This is a genomic window from Desulfosporosinus shakirovi, from assembly GCF_020595055.1.
Lineage (GTDB): Bacteria > Bacillota > Desulfitobacteriia > Desulfitobacteriales > Desulfitobacteriaceae > Desulfosporosinus > Desulfosporosinus shakirovi.
The window spans coordinates 19749-35564 of sequence record NZ_JAJDOO010000039.1; the positions used below are offsets into that span (position 1 = coordinate 19749).

14 protein-coding genes and 2 pseudogenes are annotated in these 15816 nt (G+C 37.4%); 14 read left to right on the forward strand and 2 right to left on the reverse strand.

Annotation, left to right across the window (positions count from 1 at the left end; all coding sequences use genetic code 11):
* Positions 1-217: 217 nt before the first annotated feature.
* The 4 genes from LJE72_RS22065 to LJE72_RS22080 all read left to right on the forward strand — a co-directional run bounded on the left by LJE72_RS22065 (position 218) and on the right by LJE72_RS22080 (position 2970).
* On the forward strand, positions 218-796 hold the full coding sequence (locus LJE72_RS22065; protein ID WP_229250135.1) for a hypothetical protein: 579 nt from the start codon (positions 218-220) through the stop codon (positions 794-796).
* Positions 797-907: 111 nt separating this feature from the next.
* On the forward strand, positions 908-1591 hold the full coding sequence (locus LJE72_RS22070) for a hypothetical protein (RefSeq protein WP_229250136.1): 684 nt from the start codon (positions 908-910) through the stop codon (positions 1589-1591).
* A 505-nt stretch (positions 1592-2096) separates the two neighbouring features.
* Positions 2097-2756: a sensor histidine kinase gene (locus LJE72_RS22075; protein ID WP_229250137.1), complete on the forward strand. Its 660-nt coding sequence runs from the start codon at positions 2097-2099 to the stop codon at positions 2754-2756.
* Between the two features lie 16 nt (positions 2757-2772).
* On the forward strand, positions 2773-2970 hold the full coding sequence (locus LJE72_RS22080; protein ID WP_229250138.1) for a response regulator: 198 nt from the start codon (positions 2773-2775) through the stop codon (positions 2968-2970).
* Between the two features lie 1390 nt (positions 2971-4360).
* Here the strand turns inward: LJE72_RS22080 and LJE72_RS22085 are convergent.
* Positions 4361-5011, reverse strand: a complete 651-nt coding sequence (locus LJE72_RS22085; RefSeq protein ID WP_229250139.1) for an IS4 family transposase — start codon at positions 5009-5011, stop codon at positions 4361-4363.
* 35 nt (positions 5012-5046) lie between these two features.
* Between LJE72_RS22085 and secD the strand changes: the two genes are divergently transcribed.
* A complete protein-coding gene (gene secD / locus LJE72_RS22090) occupies positions 5047-6180 on the forward strand; it encodes a protein translocase subunit SecD (protein WP_229250140.1) in 1134 nt (377 codons plus the stop codon).
* Positions 6180-7115 (forward strand): protein translocase subunit SecF, encoded by a 936-nt coding sequence (secF, locus tag LJE72_RS22095; protein ID WP_229250141.1) that lies wholly within the window; start codon positions 6180-6182, stop codon positions 7113-7115. The genes secD and secF overlap by 1 nt, the downstream gene beginning before the upstream one ends.
* A gap of 917 nt (positions 7116-8032) precedes the next feature.
* Here the strand turns inward: secF and LJE72_RS22100 are convergent.
* Positions 8033-8331 (reverse strand): annotated as a pseudogene (locus LJE72_RS22100) (DUF3102 domain-containing protein); the annotation flags it as partial.
* 719 nt (positions 8332-9050) lie between these two features.
* Between LJE72_RS22100 and LJE72_RS22105 the strand changes: the two are divergent.
* The 8 genes and pseudogenes from LJE72_RS22105 to LJE72_RS22140 all read left to right on the forward strand — a co-directional run bounded on the left by LJE72_RS22105 (position 9051) and on the right by LJE72_RS22140 (position 15813).
* Entirely contained in the window at positions 9051-9962 is a 912-nt protein-coding gene (locus tag LJE72_RS22105; RefSeq protein ID WP_229250142.1) for a decaprenyl-phosphate phosphoribosyltransferase, read from the forward strand.
* 156 nt (positions 9963-10118) lie between these two features.
* Positions 10119-10814 (forward strand): response regulator transcription factor, encoded by a 696-nt coding sequence (locus LJE72_RS22110; RefSeq protein ID WP_229250149.1) that lies wholly within the window; start codon positions 10119-10121, stop codon positions 10812-10814.
* Positions 10804-12237: a sensor histidine kinase gene (locus tag LJE72_RS22115; RefSeq protein WP_229250143.1), complete on the forward strand. Its 1434-nt coding sequence runs from the start codon at positions 10804-10806 to the stop codon at positions 12235-12237. The genes LJE72_RS22110 and LJE72_RS22115 overlap by 11 nt, the downstream gene beginning before the upstream one ends.
* A gap of 77 nt (positions 12238-12314) precedes the next feature.
* On the forward strand, positions 12315-13622 hold the full coding sequence (locus tag LJE72_RS22120; protein ID WP_229250144.1) for an ArnT family glycosyltransferase: 1308 nt from the start codon (positions 12315-12317) through the stop codon (positions 13620-13622).
* A 3-nt stretch (positions 13623-13625) separates the two neighbouring features.
* Positions 13626-13979 carry an SMR family transporter gene (locus LJE72_RS22125; RefSeq protein ID WP_229250145.1) on the forward strand — a complete coding sequence of 118 codons (354 nt, stop codon included), beginning with the start codon at positions 13626-13628 and terminating at the stop codon, positions 13977-13979.
* A gap of 111 nt (positions 13980-14090) precedes the next feature.
* On the forward strand, positions 14091-14348 hold the full coding sequence (locus LJE72_RS22130; RefSeq protein WP_229250146.1) for a hypothetical protein: 258 nt from the start codon (positions 14091-14093) through the stop codon (positions 14346-14348).
* Positions 14314-15226, forward strand: a pseudogene (locus LJE72_RS22135) (ABC transporter ATP-binding protein). Before LJE72_RS22130 ends, LJE72_RS22135 begins: the two are co-directional and overlap by 35 nt.
* Positions 15226-15813 carry an ABC transporter permease gene (locus LJE72_RS22140; RefSeq protein WP_229250147.1) on the forward strand — a complete coding sequence of 196 codons (588 nt, stop codon included), beginning with the start codon at positions 15226-15228 and terminating at the stop codon, positions 15811-15813. Before LJE72_RS22135 ends, LJE72_RS22140 begins: the two are co-directional and overlap by 1 nt.
* The last annotated feature ends 3 nt before the right edge of the window (positions 15814-15816 follow it).

The following is a 15816-nucleotide window of genomic DNA, read 5'->3' on the forward strand; positions in this document are numbered from 1 at the left end:
GAGTAGAACTATAGGAGGTATGCACTTTATTTTTTGTCTTTTTGCGTGGAATAGGAGGTAACATTTTTATGCAAGAGGATCGGGACGTTATCAGACAAGCAATGTTACAATTAGTAAATGACTATTTTGCGGTAAAAGAACTAAATAGCTATATGTCAGAATTCATTACATTTAAAATGGAAGGCAACTTTCCGTTTAGTCAGCTTGTTATTTTGCAATGTTTGATGGTCAGTCTAAAGACATCTTTCAAGCGGCAGCCGCGGTTGAGCTTATGATTCTTTCGCTGGATATATTTGATGACTTGCAGGACCAAGACAATTTTTCAGTACCTTGGCATAATATTAACCCTGCATTAGCTATGAATATAGCTACGGGCCTTCTAGTGCTTAGTACAAAAGCAATAGAACAAACATCATTAGAACAAGATCGAAAGGTAATGGCAGGTGGAATTAATTATCCGATAATCGGTCAAGAACCTTATGATGCAGATATATTGGATAATTGGAGCGATATTTATACGAGTGCTGATGGTTATAGATGGAATAGGGTTTACTATCCTGTTTCAAGCGACGGTCAATACAATAGTTCCCGTGTTGGTTGGGCTGTGACAACTGTGGTTAGTACTGGCGAAAAGTGGACTGAAACGTGTAGTAATGTTAAAGTTAACCAATCAATGTATTTTTACCTTAGCTATAACCTTACATCTCCAACGGAGTTACATACTTCTGGAGAGTATGTAAGCAAGGCGTCGACTGATTTGTACTTGTCATACCAACCAAATTATTTAAATTCTTGAGATTAAATGAATATAATACACCAGGTTACGTTTATGGCAATGGTTGGTACTTGAACGCCGGACCAGGTTGATAATCTGTTGAGGGATAGAAATATATAAGGAGGATTTTATATGTTAATTAACCGATTAAAACGTTCTGGCATTTTTGTTGGAATAATAGCCCTTGTGATATTTAGTATGTCATCTATGGTAACGGCAACGGTTAAGGAATCCACACCTAAGGATGGGGTAACATTTACTGCCAACAAAGTTGGTTCAATGAAAGCCTCCAATATTGAATATGTTAAAATATCTGATCCAGCTGGTAATTGTACAGAAATATGGACAGATCTTGCTAACCTTCAATCAAGATCAGATTCTTATGACTCAGAGGGCCTACAAAATATAACAATAGTAAAAGAACAAGGGAGACGTGTTATCGTAATTGGTAATGTTGACGGAAAGGTAGATACTACTACTTGGTTAATTCCTGATAAAATAGCCTCTGAGAACAAAATCCTGTTAGGAAAGTCTATTTTTAAAAGTGTAAAGGATGATATTAAACAAAATTGGATTTTAGGGGAAGAGAAGACTCTTAACGGGAAAACATTGTTAGTATATAGAACTCTAGATGTAGATTCTGAAACAGGCCTTCCAATAGCACGTCACGATTCGCTTACTCGTAACGATAAAAAGGTTGAGGGAACCCTGAGCGAAATATATATGAGTCCTAGCGAAGTTCCAGAGAACTTATTCGATCCTTATCCCAATATTAGCCCTAAGGAAGTAACTGCTCCCTTTGTAGATAAAAACTAATGCTTGGGTCGGAAAAGGCCCCGAAGTCGAGGGTCTTTCTTTTCCTCCCAAAGGGGCCTGGTACTTCCCGCAATTTGTCGAATACCGAATCGAACATCAAGCAAGAAGTGGATCGAGTCTAATGTCATCCTTCAAAAGCTAATCATCTATTCCTAAACGCCAGATAATGTTTTCATTAATTATAAAGATCGGGAGTCCAGACTTTTGAGAAATAGGCATAATTGATTGGTTTAAAAACAATACTGGATCGATTTCGGCGGGTGAGTTAATTGATATTGGTAGAAATGGAGTCCTTCTCATACTAAGTAAAGAGAAGGACAAAAGCCATCTCGTATGGATTAGGGAAAAATTAAATCGAACTGAATTTAACCAAGATGAAAGAGTATGGCTTAGAACAATCGCTTCTTATGCAAGTATAGTCTATGAAAACCTACACTTAATTGAGGGGCTAATAGAGAAATTAGAGGAAGCGGTTACGCAGAAGGACTCACCTCATCCTTGGGTATTGCGGCTTTTATTTAATTTAGCGGAGAAGGAGAGACGTCGTTTAGCCTCAGACTTACACGATTCAGCATTACAACAACAATTGCTGTGGTATCGTAACCTTGAAATAATATCGGTCGATGAAAGAATTCCAGTAGATCTAAAGAAACAATTAAAAAATATGGCCGAAGGGCTGTTAGATGTCACTCATCAAATTCGTGAAACCTGCAATGAACTTCTTCCACCTTTATTAAAAGAGTCGGGAATTGTTGAAGCGTTAAAGAATTTATTTGCTAATGCTCAGTTACGAAATGATTATATTGTGAATTTTAATGCAAGAGATTTTAGTATAAATTTGGATTATGAACATGTGTTAGTACTTTATCGAATTGTACAAGAACTATTGACAAATGCGGCTAAACATTCCAAGGCGACTGAAATCAATATTACCTTAGCCGATAGTAATGATAGTATCAATTTTAACTATCGGGATAATGGTATTGGAATGGATCTTCAGAATTTACAATCTTATTTAAATCATATAGGGTTATCTGGAATCAAAGAGCGAGTATCAGGTCTTGAAGGTAAAACCTGGTTTTATTCGAGTTTAGGCAAGGGGCTTGAGGTTTCAATTTGGCTGCCGGTTGATATGATTACTAATGTAAACGAACAAGGTGTTTAAGGGGGAAGAGGACAACGTGATCCAAATATTATTAGTTGATGATCATCCCTCAGTTGGTGAAGGTACAAAAAGCATGATTGAGCAAGAAAATGATATGAAAGCTACTGTACTAACTTCAAGTATGGAAGCCTTAGCGGTGTTGAAAAGCCAGAGTTTTGACGTGTTCCGGTCAAACGGTGGACCCTCCAATTTAATCCCTACGATCTTAGCGTGATGCAAGTTTGGCACGACGGAAACCGCCTACCTGATGCCCGACTTCTTGATTTAAATCGTAGTATCCACGAACGGGTTAAATCGAAATCTAAGGTTGAAAAAGAAGAAGTCGTTCCAGCGTCAGGCCTTGATTTCTTTTTATTCTCCGGATTACGTTGAGATTCTCAATGTTGAAAGACCTATGGTCTATCGAACATTTTCATTTTTAATAAAACTTCAAATATGGACATATGTAGTCCGCATGTTGAAGACGGAAAATAAAGTAGAAAATTTGAACATATTAAAAGTTATTTTGATGAGTTATTACCCCCAAACTTAAGATGTATTGTAATAGAGTAAAATAATTTACAATAATCATCCTCTCTATGTTTCCTTTGCTAAAGTTTAGGTGCGGCTGAGAAAGTAAAAAAACAAAATGATTTTAAATAGAGCAGATAACGGTTGAGTTTGAGGGTCTGAATTCCGAGAGGCTATCTTACAAGGGGTGGAATAACCGTCATTTAATTCTTATATGTCTTCGCATCCAGCGGGACACTTTAGATATTGGCATGGGTCTGAAAGTTTAACTTGCTCCCTCATCGTATTTAAAGAGGGTGTCTTTGCTTCTGAGAGGCTGAGAACCTTAAGCAGCCTAACGGACCATAGCTTAAGCTGACGGTACTTCCATGGGCATTGTTTTTGGTTCGACAATATTCGGGAAGTCCCCCATGAACGGGTAGTCACAGTTCGTTGCAAGACAAAAATATTATGTACCAGAGTTTATATGAAACTGAATTAGATGTAAAAGTGAGCGGGGCGTAGCAAAAACACATTTACTAATAATAGGTGACACTGATTAATAACAACAACTAAGGCTACCAGAGTCCTAAAATTCAGAGATCTGGCTGTTATGGTAATAAGCAGTGATTAAGGGTTCTTCTGCAGTGAAATGCCTGAGAGACTTTCTGGGGTAACCTTATATTCCTACTAATAGTTTTTTTTATTAAAATTTCTAAAAAAAAATAAGTAATTGCGTTGTCAGTAAAAATTTTTAAAAAAAAGTGAACCATTTACTATATTTGATACACTCTTATTATAGGAGACAACTTGTAGTTAATCACGTTATGTACTTGGTAACCTAGTCAGGCTTCATATCTTCTGAAAATCGCTGACAATGGGCAAAGTACCCCTGGTTCTGAAATTATCATCAGATAGCGTGTTTAATAACAGAACTCATTAGTGTTGCATTAAAATAATCTTTCCTTGTCAAGTGGAAATTAGGAGAGTTTTACAGTATCTATAAAAACCTTATTTGGTACATACAACCAACTGTTTTCTCTTTCTGCAAGAAAGTCGACCACTACCTAATGGGTAGTCCTTTTTCCACATTTTAACATCTATTAGCTTAATGTTTAGTAGATCTCGTTGCTATAGAAAAGGTCATCCATATCTCCAGAAAGTACTTGATTCAACGTTATTTCGTAGATTTGCTCATGATCCTGTCGCTGTCGCCCCTTTGTTGGAGGGCCTTTCCTGTGAAGTTTTTGCACATAAGAGGTGAAGGGCTCGTATAAACACGTTATTAAGAGTCGTTGAATATTGAGCAAAGAACCTTGGTAGGCTGATTTATACTTGACCAACATCATTAAACAATAGGTAATCAAGGCGATGAGCAATTGGTTTACAACAGCTGCTTTACTCTTACCAAACAGATGCTTAATCGTTAAATGTTGCTTGATCCACTTGAAGAAAAGCTCTATTTGCCATCTGTAACGATAGATATCACCAATCTCTTCCGCCGTCATGTTAAAATCGTTGGTTAAAATCATGATGGCTTTTCCTTCGGTATCCTTCGTGATCACAAGCCGTAAGTCGTGTTCCATTCGATTTTTCCCTTTACCCAGACGCACGATGAGGTCTTCTTCTATGACACTCTCTTCGTCTATCTCAAGCTCTTGGAGAACTTCAACACAGGCGTTATTCTTTAGACGAGTAACGAAGCGAATGCTCTCTCTACAATAATAATCGAACAGCACATACTTCAAATATCCTCGATCAAACAATTAACCCTCTGGTGGATCCCGTAAAGGGCATCCCGTTGGGACTTGATTTACGCGGTGGCGTGCACTTGGTGCTACAAGCCGAGCCTAATAAAAACGGCGTTCCAATTACTAATTCCGATATGGATAAAGCCAAAGCTATTATTGCTAAGCGGGTCAATGATCTGGGGGTATCCGAACCCATAGTTCAAGCAGACTATAACAATAAACGGATTATTGTTGACTTAGCAGGTGTTACTGACCCCGATAAGGCCGTAGATATCCTTAAAACAACAGCTAAGTTAACGTTGAGGGATGCTCAAGGAAATGTTCTCTTGAAAGGGGATGAACTAACTGATGCCAAGGGAGGGCAGGACCCAACCAATGCGGGTGGGTTTGTCGTTAACTTAACATTCTCAACTGATGGGGCCAAAAAGTTTGCTGATTTAACTACCAAGTATCTAGGGCAACCAATTGGCATATATCTGGATGAGAAACTTTTAACGAACCCGAAAGTTGATACACCAGTTCTTAACGGTCAAGCGTATATCAACGGGTATGCAACCTTGGAGGCTGCAGCGAATCATGCCGTTCTCATGCGGTCAGGTTCGTTGCCAGTGAGCATGAGTATTGCAGAGAAACGCCAGGTGGGAGCATCTTTAGGAGTTGACTCCTTGAACAAAAGTATTCATGCTGGAATATACAGTCTAATTTTTATCTTCCTCTTTATGCTTGTTTTCTATCGCTTGCCAGGGGTTGTGGCGGACTTCTCTTTAATAGTATATACGCTCATTGTCCTTTGGGCTTTTTGGTCGTTCCGAGTGGTATTGACACTTCCCGGTATCGCTGGTTTCATTCTTTCTATTGGAATGGCCGTGGACTTTAATATTATTATCTATGAGAGGGTAAAAGAGGAAATTCGGGCTGGGAAATCGATTCGGGCTGGTGTTGAGTCCGGGTTTAGCCGAGCCTTTATTACAGTAATTGATGCCCATGTTACGACACTTATCGCCGCAATAACTCTTTACATCTTTGGAAGTGGTTCGATCAAAGGCTTTGCCTTGACCCTAGGTATCGGGATTATTGTCAGTTTGTTTACTGCGATTACGTTTACCAGACAAGTTTTACGCTGGACAGTGGGAATCAACCCGAAAATGAAAACATTTTGGTTTGGCCTTAGGGGGGATGTATAATGACAAAAACTGGACATTCAGCGACCTGCGAAGAGGTTCAGAAACTACATCCGCTTTATTTTAATATTGTCAGGAAACGGTATTGGTGGTTTGCCATTTCTCTTTTAATTATTATCCCGGGGATTATTTCCTTGTTCATGCAGGGGCTGAATTTGGGAATTGATTACAAAGGTGGAACAATGCTTGATGTGACCTTCAATAAGGCAGTGTCACAAAGCGCGATATCGGATACGATGAAATCGGTTGGGCTTGAAGGGCATGTTCAATTGTCTAACAGTGACACAACCGCCTTGATTCGAACAGAAGCCCTTGAAGAAGAAAAACGAAGCGAATTACTGACTGCCTTGGAAACCCAGGTTGGAGAGTATGACAAGGCGTCTCTTAAAGAGGATAAAGTAGGCCCTGCCATGGGACAAGAACTTACTAGAAACGCTATTTATGCATTGATCATTGCCATGGGCATGATGATCATTTATATTACGTTCAGGTTCCAGTTTGGTTTTGCTATCTCGGCAATTCTGGCTTTATTGCACGATGTCTTTGTGGTTGTTGGGATTTTTTCGCTGTTTCAATGGGAAATCGATGCAACCTTTGTAGCGGCCATCTTGACTATCGTTGGTTACTCTATTAATGACACCGTGATTATCTTTGATCGTATCCGTGAGAACGAACCTAAGATGAAGCGTGGAGATAGCTATCAGGATATGGTTGATAAATCGATTTGGCAAACCATGCGTCGTTCGATTAACACGGTTACAACAGTTTTAATCTCGCTGTTTGCCGTATTTATCCTAGGTGGGGAATCCACAAGAATGTTCTCTTTAGCTATGTTGATTGGGGTGTTTTGTGGAGCTTATTCCTCGATTTTTATTGCTAGCCAAATACTTCTTGAAATTAAGATACGCTTAAAGAAAATGCCACGTACAGGCAGTTGATATTGGAGATTTACTCATAGTTAATTGAGAAGCTATTGATATCAACAGAATTGCATTATTTTTCAGGTGATAGATAGAGTTTTTTTCATCGCGGTTTGAAATTCGCTCTTATACAAGGCATTAACACTCTTTAACAACATCAAGGTAGAACCATCTGAGAATGATGATCTCAGACTCACAATAGCCATCCCTGTTTTTGAAAACTGACTTGGCAACAACATAGTACTTTAAACTTGAAAGTTTTCATCACATTTAATATGATGTTGTTAAAACAATCAAATATATAAAAACCCAGTGTTTATGCGAAATTTTTGCGTTTATTAGACCAATTGGATGTCTAAATTAAGCCGACTTAATCGGGTGCGAAACTTAAAATATTATTTTAGAGGTGAGCGATAGTTATGGAAAACTCAATACAATCTGATTTCGATTACTCTGTTTTATTAACTGTTCTTGTCCCTATACTATTCTATCTTATAATTCTTATATTAGCTGTTTTCTTAATAATGAATACTATACGATTTTTTAAACGTAGAGCCTTAATCGATACGGAGATATTGAAGAATTTGGAAGAGATTAAGGCGCAAACTCAGAAATCTGACAAAAAATCTTAAAAAGGAGAATTAGGCTTTGTCCAAGGTTATTGTATCCTAACTCACCTGTGTCCGACAAACCAAGCGGTACATTACAGGAAGACTTGCTTATTTTTATTAGAATGATATTGGAAATGAGTGATTGGGACAAACTCATGTTTAAAAGAAGAGGCAGACGATGAATAAGATATGTGAACATATTTTTGGAAGAATCTCCTGCTCTGGGGATCTTTTGTGTTATTTATTCAATTTTCCTATCTCACTACAAAATTTTAGCCGGCAACTGGATACTTGGTTGAAAAAGCCAAAAGCTTGAGTCTGCTCTTTCTCCCGCACATTTTCCGGATTTCCCAGCAGTGAGAAGGGCCTGGCAGGTCAAATTCGTCGGCGCCGACGAATTTGACCTGCCGTCGCTATCACTGGAAGCAAACGGTTTATCTCCATATTCTTCAAAGCGCTGTATCAGCCTGTTGGCTGTGGGCTGGGATAGCAGGGCATTGGGCTCCTTCAGGGCGCTTGCCGACCTTGATGGCATTGGTAAGCATAATTTTATAGGTCTGTTGTTTGATCCTATTAATCTCAGCCGCGACGCCTTGCGGAGTATGGATCGGACTTAATGTCAGCGCCAGGCATCTTGCTGTAGTGTTGCACGGGTTACTTGTTCCTAATGGGAATTTTATATAGTTTTGGTTTCATAATATGTGTTGAAATATATATGTCTAGGCAGGAAGGTTTTGGCATTTGGAATTTTAAATAATCAGGGGCACGAGGACCCTTCTTGCTCTGGAAAACATAATTTAGGACCTGCGGGTAACTTAACAGCTCTTAGCTGTGTTGACACAAATGTGTTTGCACCGAAAATCATACTGCAAGGCACCACAATTATTTTGTGGTACCTTGCAGTATGATTTTCGGTGCAAAAGTATTTTATTATGGTAAAGTGAATTATGAGAAAGTGTTCAATTTACCAAAGGATGAGAAAATTAAATTTATTTTGAGTTTTCCTACCTTGTCTAATTACTTCTTTAACACAATTACTTATGGCTGATGAAAATATCCCATTAGTGGAGGCGCAACTTTGAAATTATTTCTCTAGCACAATTGGCACGTTGAGGGGAAAAACAAAATCACTATGATATTTAATGTTCACCTTGAGACATCCCCGATGATATCCTGAATTATATATCTTAGTTAGTTGGCCCCGAGCAGCGGTTTAGTAAAGTGCAGTATAGGACCCAAAGAATAAAACCTTCATAAATTCTTCAGAAACTTTCAGAGTATTTCTTCATAAACCTCAGATAAAGTAAGACCTAGTAGTCTTTATGGTTAAGGAGAGGGAATCTTGAAAAGCATAGGATATAGTGAAAATTCTTTAGTCTCCAAAATAGGAAATCTACGAGCTCTATGGCAATTAATACGTCCTACACAGTGGTCCAAAAACCTATTTATATTTATTGGTATTATCTTTTCAAATCAATGGAGCAATTCAGGACTAATTCTGAGAACTATTTTAGCGGTAACTGCATTCTCACTTGTGTCTAGCTCGGTTTACATCATGAATGATTTAATTGATTTAGAAAGAGATCGCTTACATCTAATTAAACGCAACAGGCCCCTTGCGGCAGGGTTAATCACTCCATATTTTGCGAAATTACTCCTGTACGTATGCTTGACTTTCGGTTTGGTATTCGGTTCTATAGTATCCCCTATAACTTTAGCCTTTCTAGTCGCTTATTTCATTCAAAATATTGTTTACTCCAAAGTGCTGAAACACATAGTTATATTAGATGCTTTTTCAATTTCCTTTGGTTTTATGCTACGTATTTTCGTGGGAACATGGGGTTTAGGTATTGAGCCTTCACGCTGGTTATTGCTCTCTGGTTTAATGGTTACTCTTTTTTTAGGGTTCGGAAAACGACTTGCAGAATTAAACGTGATGTCAGCACGATCAGTTGCCCAACGACCAGTTTTAGGAAATTACAATTTTGGGTTACTAACACAGTTGATCGATATCACTGCCGGTGGTGTTATTATTTCTTACAGTGTATATACTGTAGATCCTAGCACTGTTGCTCTTCATCAAACTACAGCCTTGATTTATACTGTACCTTTAGTTGTTTATGGTATTTTTCGTTATCTATTTCTGATTCACAAAGGTGAAAGCGGAGATCCTTCAGGGTTGGTTGTGAGGGATCCTCACATTATCATTACGGTCTGTTTATGGTTATTATGTGTTTTCTGGATTTTAAATTGAGCAGTGAGAATAGGTGTTGTTTTACGTTTCTTGTTTAGGAGGATATTTCGTTCTACGGTGTAATTAATATTAATCTGCACGGAACGGGTGTGAATTTTCGACAATAAGCAATTTATTCCATGCTTGCTTTTGAAGTTTTGAGAGGATGAATTTATGATGAACAATAACAGCGTACTCATTGTGGATGACGAAGAGGATATCCGAAACTTGTTGGAAATTTATTTGAAAAGTGAGGGAGTTCACGTACTAACAGCGTCTAACGGAGTAGAAGCTTTGGCGGTCTTAGAAAGGAACAAGATTGATCTAATCATTTTGGATATAATGATGCCACGAATGGATGGTATCCAAGCTTGTATGAAAATTAGACTAGAAAACAAAATGCCTATCGTCATGCTTTCAGCAAAAAACGAAGACACTGATAAGATCTTAGGTTTAAACGTTGGTGCAGATGATTATATCGCCAAGCCTTTTAATCCCCTTGAGGTTGTTGCACGAGTTAAGTCGCAACTTAGACGGTTTAAAGACTTAAATGATTTTCGACCTACATCAGAAAATGAAATAAAGATCAACGGGCTTACTATAAACACTACTACTCACGAAGTTATAGTCGATGGTATGGAAGTAAAACTTACCCCCTTGGAATTTTCAATACTTGAAATTCTCACAAGAAATAGAGGAATAGTATTAAGCTCAGAAAAAATTTACACACAGGCATGGCATGAACCCTTTCGCAATTCTGATAATACGGTAGCTGTTCACATTAGAAATATTAGAGAAAAAATTGAAGTGAATCCGAAAGAACCAAAGTATATAAAGGTTATTTGGGGAGTGGGCTATAAAGTTGAGAAGTAGAATTCTGGAGTCAATATTTAAAAGAGCAAAGAGAATTTCATTAAGGTTCATTAATTGCATACAAAAAAGTTTAAATCGAGAAATTACCTTGGCAATAATTTTCTGTTTAATTGTCTCAGGAACTGTTTATTGGCAGGTACAAGAAGTAAGCTTTGATAACAGCGGTGGAGTTATGGGTGTTGTGAACAACTCAAATACTGCCTTTGTAGAAATTAACCAACTTTATGCTGGACGCGATGATAAAGAGACAGGAGCTGATTACCTTAGTAAACTGGCGAACTATTATCAATTAAAGATTGCAATCGTTGATGGGCAAGGAAATATCAGTCTCAAATCAGATAATATTGACGAAAACAAGTTAGACTTAGAACAAATAAAGAAAATACGATTGGGTAGTTACACTGGGAAGCCCATCGACTTTTATTGTATATACCCTATGAAATTCAATTCGATAGACTCTCAAGTTATCATAATAGGTATTCCCCAAATGAGAACAGTAGTGACTTACGGGAGAGAACCTTTGTTTGCAATAAGTGTGGGCATTACCGTATTTATTAGTTTATTGATACTTCTTCTAAGAAGAAAGGTTAAGTATATTGAGGAAATCGGCGATGGCATTCTAGAGATTTCTAAAGGTAATTTGGACTTCCAGATAAGCAAAAAGGGCCAAGATGAATTGGGCTTACTTGCGGAAAACATAAACCTTATGTCTGAGCAACTAAAAAATCAGATTGAAGAAGAAAGAAAAGCGGAAAGGCTAAAGAATGAATTAATAACGAATGTTTCACATGACCTAAAAACTCCATTGACCTCAATTATTGGCTACTTAAGGTTAGTAAAAGATAAGAAATATGAAACTTTCGACCAAATGAAAGAGTATCTAGATACTGCTTATAAAAAATCTGAAAAGCTTAAATTGTTAATTCAGGACTTGTTTGAATACACCAAGCTTGCAAATGGTGATGTACAGATAAATAAAAGCAAAATTAATCTGGTTGAACTCATTGAACAGGTTATTGGTGAATTATCCTTAATGGCTAAAGAAAATCATTCAACGTTTTCAAAAGTATATCCTAAGAACGAAGTCTTTGTGGAAGTTGATTCTGATAAAATAGTTAGGGCGATTGAAAATATCCTAGTCAATGCTATTAAATACAGTTATAGGCCTGGAGAAATAAAAATACAAATTACTCAAAGAGATTGGCTAACGGTAGTAATGGTTGAAAATTGTGGTGATACGATTCATAAAGAAGATCTCTCCCATCTATTTGACCGGTTCTTTAGGGTGGAAAAATCCAGAACGTCTGATATCGGGGGCTCAGGTCTAGGGCTGTCCATAGCCAAAAGTATTGTAAAACTTCATAATGGTGAAATATGGGCGGAATCAGAAAATAATAGGATAAGAATTTTCGTTGCATTGTAGCGCCCTTCTTCTAAGCTCAAATAGCTGCATCTATGCCGGATTTGTGGGAAATTAAAGAAAGTAAATGAGGTAGTGCTTTGTTTACAGGTGTCTATAAAGATAAGGAAACATCCATGGGCTTAGGACCAAAACGACGGGATTCCTTTTACTATTGGGTTTTGACCCTAGGATTTGCTGCAGGCTTACTTTGGATTCTTTTGGTACGAACAGAACCTATTTCCGATTTTGAGTATTATCACAGAATAGCAACTCAAATAGCCAATGGGGGACAATGGGGAGATACCTACACCACAGTTGGGTACCCTATTTTTTTAGCTCCTTTTTATTGGCTTTTGGGGTCGTCTATTTGGGTAGCGAAAGCACTAAATCTGGTTCTTAGTACTATAAACAATATGCTGGTTCTTCATATCCTCGAAAAATTAGGAATACGTAATACACTCCGCAAACGAATCTTTCTACTTTTTGTCCTTTTCCCAATGAACATCTATTATAATAGCATTCTCGCATCCGAGGTTCTGTTTACAACCCTCTTTTTGCTCGGCACTTATATTTATCTAGTCGATACAAACTATAAGTACGTGTCCATGGGGGTTATAACGGGGTTAAATACCATGATAAAGCCCTACTTCCCACTATTTGCCATGGCTATTATCCTAACGGACTTCATGTGGCATAAAGAATTATGGAAAAGCTTAAAAAGCGGTACGGTTGTTCTTCTCGTGACTGGGATTATCATAGCTCCCTGGCTTTTTCGTAACTACAAGCTCATTGGTGAGTTTACCTATGTCTCAAATAATGGAGGGATTGTCCTTTACATCAACAATAACACGCAAAACAAACTTAGCGGTTGGATGCCGGTGGAAGACGTCCAAAACTCCGTAGTTAATAGGTCAGATTATCGTACGGCAAACCCTACTCAAAAAAATAAAATGCTGAGTCGTGTCGCGAATGAATGGATTTTGAGTCACCCAATAGAATTTGTCAGCTTAGGTTTAAAGCGACTCTCTAAGACATTTATTCAACGAGGAGATATCGATTACACATTTTATGGAAGCGGATTGTCGTCGCTCCTAAAAATTTTTTTGTCTTTGTTTTCCGAACTTTTAAGAATACCTTTGTTTCTAGTTGGAATTGCTAGTATTGTTATGCATACCTTAATTTATCTTTATCTGGTTGTTGAGAATCGCCAGCCCAAAAGGAAATCTTGGTTTACTCTTTGCTCAAGTGTGGATAAAGGAAGTCTTTTCCTAATTATAACCTTCTTTATGTTTGCCGGGGTTTATTTCATCACGGAGGGACAAAGCCGTTATGCCTTTCCAACTGTGTTAAGCTTGACTTTTTATGCGGTAATGGGTATCGAGAGAGTAAAAATAATGCGAGGGTAAAACATGTTATTAATAATAATATCCGTGCTTCTCGGAGCTACTGGCCAACTATTAGTTAAGATCGGGGCCAAGCATTTAGAATTAGATTTTTCAAGTGCTCATTTGCTCCAGAGTCTCTTAGCTATTTCTAAAAATGTATCAGTGATGTCCGGCGTGGTCTTGTACGGCCTGAGCTTTATTCTTTGGGTTAAGGTATTAAGCAAAGTTGAACTCAGCTACGCATATCCGTTTGTAGGTCTGGGGTATATCGTGATTCTATGCTTTTCTTATTTTGTCTTTAAAGAGGACATATCCTTGTTCCGAGCCATGGGGACGTTGCTCATTATGGTTGGTGTAGTATTTGTGGCCCGATCTTAGGAAACATCCATGCAAATAAACGATAAGTGTTGAGTTATCGTAGAGAAGTAAGTCAGCAGGGTACTTTACATAAAAAAGAATTAAAGATGGTCCTGGCAGAAGCATGGTCCAATGAGTAAGCACCTTTCTGGCTTTATTAGGTCGCGGGTGGTCAACTATTATGTTAGCACTACTAACTCATGCTCTGCGAGAGCCACAGGGTCTGAAACTGAGCCACCTTCACGCAAGGTGAAACACAGTGTCAAACATCCTAAAGCGAGCAGAGGAACAGCGGACTGCCGATTTAGATTGTGTATTTTAGCAGAAGAAATCCCTGTTTGTACGGAGGTATTACATGGAATCTATTATGAAATTATCCAACTTAAGTAAAAAATACGGTGGAGAGTATGCTGTTCAAAATCTTAATATGCATATAACGCAGGGTGATATTTATGGGTTCTTGGGTCAGAATGGATCTGGTAAAACTACTACTATTAGAATGATATTAGGATTAATTAAGCCAACATCCGGTTATGTGGAATTGTTTGGAGAACCGTTGAACAAAAGAAATTATCACGTGTTTAGAAGAATTGGTTCGATGGTCGAGTATCCTGGCGCATATGAGAATCTGACTGCAGTGGAAAATCTAGAAATACACAGGAAGCTTATGGGCATAAAGAAAAGAGACTCTGTTGAAGAAGTTATTCATTTAGTTGGACTATCAGAAGCTCGAAATAAAAAGGTCGGAGAATTTTCATTAGGTATGAAGCAAAGGCTTGGAATAGGAAGAACATTATTACATAAGCCAGAGATTTTGGTATTGGATGAACCGACTAACGGTCTTGACCCGGTGGGTATAAAGGAAATTAGAGAACTAATAGTTACTCTTGCTAAAAGAGATAAAATTACTATTTTAGTATCAAGTCACCTTCTGAGTGAAATTGAACAAATGGCTACCAAAATTGGAATAATCAATAAAGGCGTTTTACTCGAAGAAATAACTCTTAATTCACTGATGAAAAAGAGTGAGCAATATATCCGGATCAAAGTCAGTGATTTAAAAGCTACTATTAAATGTTTAACGGAAAATCTGAACATTAAAGAATTTACTGTTGGAAAATGGTGTAATTAAGATATATGAAAGACTCAAGGAAACCATAAATATTAACAGGGTTTTAGTAACTAATAATATTGATGTAGAGGAAATGTGTTTAATCGAAGAAAATCTTGAAGATTACTTTATAAAAATCATCGGGGGATTGATATAATGCCAAAATTATTTGAGTTATATAATATTGTAAGTACAGAAATTCAAAAATTGAAAAACTGTAAAATTCTATGGGCTATTCCAACAATCTTTCTAATTCCTAATTTCTTGGTGTTTATTATCTACGCTATCAATCCAAAATATCCAATCGTAGTGTGGAATGATTATCTACTAACCCCTGTAATGCTTATTAATTTACTGGTAGGAATCGGTTTTTTTGCTTTGTTAACAGGCTTCATCTTTTCTAGGGAATATCAGGAACATATGATAAATAATTTATTTACCTACCCTATTCGCAGGTCTGATTTTTTTGTTGGTAAATTGATAGTTATGTTTTTGATAATATCAGTAACACTTTTTTCTTCTTTTGTACTTTCCTTATTGTCTGGCGTTATTTTAAAGCATGAAGCTTTAACTAATGTTGTTGTTATCAAATATTTGAAAGCATATATGTTAATGGTTATAATGCACTTTGCATTGGTGCCAATCGTAGCCCAGTTAAGTATTTCAAAACGCAATATAATTCCCCCGATTATCGGCGTTTGTCAAGTTAGTTGTCGTTTAACTCCAAAATTGTATATAAGTTAAGAG